A 4,669-nucleotide genomic window follows, 5' to 3' on the forward strand; every position below is an offset into this window, starting at 1 on the left:
GATCCTGGTGGATCCGGGGCCCTCGTCGTCGACCGCCAGGTCAGCGGGTCAGCGCGTCACTCCGCGCCGGCCTGCATCTGGCCCGTCGGGGGCAGGTCGTGCACCGAGACGCCGGTGGGGGCGTCGAGCGCCGCCGTCGCGCCGACCGAGACCGGCCCACGCTCGTGCTCGCTCTTCGGCATCCCGCGGAACGTGAACTCGCCGAGGATGCCCTCGCCCTCGCCGTCGACCAGCACGAGGTCGCCCGCCTTGAGCTCGCCGAACAGGATCTTCTCGGACAGGGTGTCCTCGATCTCCCGCTGGATCGCCCGCTTCAGCGGACGGGCGCCGAGCACCGGGTCGTAACCCTTCTCCGCCAGCAGGTTCTTCGCGGCGGGCGTGAGCTCGATCGCCATGTCGCGGTCGCGCAGACGCTTGTCCAGCTTGGCGATCTCCAGGTCGACGATCTCGATGATCTCGTCCTGCGAGAGCTGCGGGAAGACCACCACGTCGTCGACGCGGTTGAGGAACTCGGGCCGGAAGTGCTGCTTGAGCTCCTCGTTGACCTTCGCCTTCATGCGCTCGTACGAGGTCACCAGGTCGCCGCCGGCGTTGAAGCCGGTCTGGACGCCCTTGGCGATGTCCCGCGTGCCGAGGTTGGTGGTCATGATGATCACGGTGTTCTTGAAGTCGACCACCCGGCCCTGCGAGTCGGTCAGGCGACCGTCCTCGAGCACCTGCAGCAGCGAGTTGAAGATGTCCGCGTGCGCCTTCTCGACCTCGTCGAACAGGACGACCGAGAACGGCTTGCGACGCACCTTCTCCGTGAGCTGCCCACCCTCGTCGTAGCCGACGTACCCGGGGGGCGAGCCGAACAGCCGCGACACGGTGTGCTTCTCCGAGAACTCGGACATGTCGAGCTGGATGAGCGCGTCCTCGTCCCCGAACAGGAACTCGGCGAGCGCCTTGGCCAGCTCCGTCTTCCCGACGCCCGTGGGGCCGGCGAAGATGAACGAGCCACCGGGGCGCTTCGGGTCCTTGAGCCCGGCGCGCGTGCGACGGATCGCCTGCGACAGCGCCTTGATCGCCGTGTTCTGGCCGACGACCCGCTTGTGCAGCTCGTCCTCCATGTGCAGGAGCTTGCTGGACTCCTCCTCGGTGAGCTTGACGACCGGGATGCCGGTCGACATCGCCAGCACCTCGGCGATGAGCTCGTCGTCGACCTCCGCGACGGAGTCGAGGTCGCCCGACTTCCAGGCCTTCTCCTTGTCGGCCCGCTGCGCGGTGAGCTGCTTCTCCTTGTCGCGCAGCCCGGCGGCCTTCTCGAAGTCCTGCTCGTCGATCGCCGACTCCTTGTCGCGGCGAGCCTCGGCGATCTGCTCGTCCAGGGCCTTGAGCTCCGGCGGCGCCGTCATGCGGCGGATGCGCAGCCGCGCGCCCGCCTCGTCGATCAGGTCGATCGCCTTGTCCGGCAGGTACCGGTCGTTGATGTACCGGTCGGCGAGCTGCGCGGCGGAGACCAGCGCGGAGTCCGTGATGGACACGCGGTGGTGCGCCTCGTAGCGGTCGCGCAGGCCCTTGAGGATCTCGATGGCGTGCTCGAGCGACGGCTCGTTGACCTGGATCGGCTGGAAGCGGCGCTCCAGGGCCGGGTCCTTCTCGACGTACTTGCGGTACTCGTCGAGCGTGGTCGCACCGATCGTCTGCAGCTCGCCACGGGCCAGCATCGGCTTGAGGATGCTCGCCGCGTCGATCGCGCCCTCGGCGGCCCCCGCCCCGACGAGCGTGTGGATCTCGTCGATGAACAGGATGATGTCGCCGCGGGTCCGGATCTCCTTGAGCACCTTCTTCAGGCGCTCCTCGAAGTCACCGCGGTAGCGGGAACCGGCGACCAGGGCGCCGAGGTCCAGCGTGTAGAGCTGCTTGTCCTTCAGCGTCTCGGGCACGTCGCCGCGCACGATGTCCTGGGCGAGGCCCTCGACGACGGCCGTCTTGCCGACGCCCGGCTCACCGATCAGCACGGGGTTGTTCTTGGTGCGGCGGCTCAGCACCTGCATCACGCGCTCGATCTCTGTCGAGCGGCCGATGACCGGGTCGAGCTTGCCCTCGCGTGCGGCCTGGGTGAGGTTGCGGCCGAACTGGTCGAGGACGGCGGAGCCGGACGGCTGCCCCTCCTGCGGGCCGCCGGCGGCCACGGGCTCCTTGCCCTGGTAGCCGCTCAGCAGCTGGATGACCTGCTGGCGCACCTTGTTCAGGTCGGCACCCATCTTGGTGAGCACCTGGGCCGCGACGCCCTCACCCTCACGGATGAGGCCGAGCAGGATGTGCTCGGTGCCGATGTAGTTGTGCCCGAGCTGCAGCGCCTCGCGGAGCGACAGCTCCAGCACCTTCTTGGCGCGCGGCGTGAACGGGATGTGCCCGCTCGGGGCCTGCTGGCCCTCACCGATGATCTCGGTGACCTGCGTGCGGACGCCGTCGAGCGAGATCCCCAGCGACTCCAGGGCCTTCGCGGCGACGCCCTCACCCTCGTGGATGAGACCGAGCAGGATGTGCTCGGTGCCGATGTAGTTGTGGTTGAGCATCCTTGCCTCTTCCTGAGCAAGGACGACCACCCGACGGGCTCGGTCGGTGAATCTCTCGAACATCTGCTGCTCCCTCACGAGCGGCGTTACCTGCACCCCGTCGGAATGACGGCTACAGCCTGACCGCTACGACTCTATGCGCTCCCAACTCGCCGACCCCCCTCGGTAAGCCCATGTTCGCCAGGGGCGTGACGGCGTGCCGCGTTGCCAGCCGGGGGCAGGGCGTCCACGCTCGGAGAAAGGTGGCCGTGGCCGACCAAGGGGGTACCGATGGACGAGATCGAGCAGCAGCCGGGGACGTCGGGAGCCCGGGGCCCTCGGGCCTGGAACGGGGACGACGCCCGCCTGGCCCGGTTCTCCGGCGTCGTGGGCGAGGTGCGCGACCCGCTCACCTGGGGTCTCGACCTGGAGGACGAGTCGCTCACCGGGCTCGCCGACACCGACGACCCGACCTGCGAGCGCTTCGTGCGCGCCTACCGCTCCTTCACCGGCGAGGCCCTCGAGGTCGAGACCTTGCGCGGGCCGGTCCCGGACGACGACGTCGAGGACGTCGTGCGTGCGGCGTGCAGCGGCGCGCTCGCCGCTCCCCTGCACGCCGACATCGCCGCGCCCGTGGACGCCGACCCGACCGACGCCCCCGGCGGCCCCGCCGGTGGGACGCCGGACTTCGCCGACTCCTTCCAGGACTACCGCAGCGCCATGCGCGCCCTCGTCGCCGAGGTCGACAAGGCGCCGCTGCGCACGGGCACGTTCGCCGTCGACGGCGCGGACACCCCGTGCGTCCGCGTCACGGCCCGCGAGACCGCCGCCGTGTACGTCGCGGCAGCCGACCGGGCCCTCGTCATCACCGGACCGCAGGACCTCGTCGACCTGGTGGAGGTCGTGACGCAGCCCGTGGACGACCTGCTCACCGGGCAGCAGGGCCCCCGCCGGCCTGCCGACGACGCACCACCGCCCGCCGAGGACTGACGCGCACGGACGACCACGCACGACCGTCCGCCCGGTCACGACGCGCGGGTGCGTGATCGATGCCGCAGAGCCCCGCCCTGACGCGCCGCAGGGCCGGACCTATCCTGCAACCGAGGGCGCGTCGTCCCGCGACGGGCGGCGCCACGCGACGAGAGAGTCGGGGTGACCGATGCGCGGCATCGTGGTCGGGGTGAACGGGTCGGCGGAGTCGGACGAGGCCCTGGACTGGGCGATGGGCGAGGCCGCGTCGGCGTCCGTGCCGCTCACGGTCGTGATGGTCGCAGCGGGGGCGGGCAAGGGCGCGGACGCCGCGGCGCACGAGGTGGCGCTCGCTCCCGTGCGCGCGGAGGCGCAGGGGATGCTCGACGCGGCCCGCGCCCGCACCGGCCTCGACGTGGAGGGGTCCGTGGTCGCCGCGCCGGGCCCGGCCGCCGACGCGCTGCTCGAGCTCGGCGCGGACGCCGACATGCTGGTCCTCGGCCGGCGACGCCGCGGCCGGTTCGGCCGCGCGGTGCTCGGCTCGGTGTCGACGACGGTCGTCGAGCATGCCCGCGTGCCCGTCACCGTCGTGCGCCACGGCGACCCGGACGGCGCTCCCGAGGACGGGACGTCGACCGAGGGCGACACGCCGCGCATCGTCGTCGGCGTCGACACGTCGGCCCCCAGCGTGGCCGCGCTGAAGCACGCGTGCGAGGTCGCGGCGCGCACCGGCGCGTCGGTCGACGCGATCTTCGCGTGGCAGATCACCACCCTGGCACCGCTGCCCGGCTCGTGGGGCTGGGCCCCGCCGATCGACGACTACGAGAAGTTCGCCGCGGAGTCGCTCGCCGAGGCGGTCCGTGCCGCCGGTGCGACGCTCCCGCCTGAACGCCTGGTGCGGCGCGTCGTGCACGGGCAGGCGGCCAAGCAGCTCGTGCTCGCCGCGCAGGGTGCTGAGCGTCTGGTCGTCGGGGCGCGCGGTCTCGGCGGCTTCGACCGGCTCCTGCTCGGGTCCGTGAGCCGTCAGGTGCTCGACTTCGGCCCCTGCCCCGTCACTGTGGTGCGCGGCTGAACGACTGAGGCACAGCGCGTCAGCGAGGAGCGCCGTCGTGCCGAACAGGTGGTTACGCACGTTCTGAGCGTTCAGAACGTGCGCAACC

Annotated in this window: 3 protein-coding genes; 2 read left to right on the top strand and 1 reads right to left on the bottom strand. The window is 71.4% G+C overall.

Features of this window, described 5'->3' with window-relative positions; translation table 11 throughout:
• Positions 1-56: 56 nt before the first annotated feature.
• Entirely contained in the window at positions 57-2,624 is a 2,568-nt protein-coding gene (locus ACFT55_RS19120; protein ID WP_380245431.1) for an ATP-dependent Clp protease ATP-binding subunit, read from the bottom strand.
• Between the two features lie 207 nt (positions 2,625-2,831).
• On the opposite strand from ACFT55_RS19120, the gene ACFT55_RS19125 reads away from it, so the two are divergent.
• Both ACFT55_RS19125 and ACFT55_RS19130 read left to right on the top strand, forming a co-directional pair.
• Positions 2,832-3,530 (top strand): hypothetical protein, encoded by a 699-nt coding sequence (locus ACFT55_RS19125; protein WP_380245432.1) that lies wholly within the window; start codon positions 2,832-2,834, stop codon positions 3,528-3,530.
• A 169-nt stretch (positions 3,531-3,699) separates the two neighbouring features.
• On the top strand, positions 3,700-4,581 hold the full coding sequence (locus ACFT55_RS19130; protein WP_380245433.1) for a universal stress protein: 882 nt from the start codon (positions 3,700-3,702) through the stop codon (positions 4,579-4,581).
• Positions 4,582-4,669: the final 88 nt, after the last annotated feature.

It is taken from the genome of Isoptericola sp. NPDC057191 (genome assembly GCF_042670225.1).
Lineage (GTDB): Bacteria > Actinomycetota > Actinomycetes > Actinomycetales > Cellulomonadaceae > Isoptericola.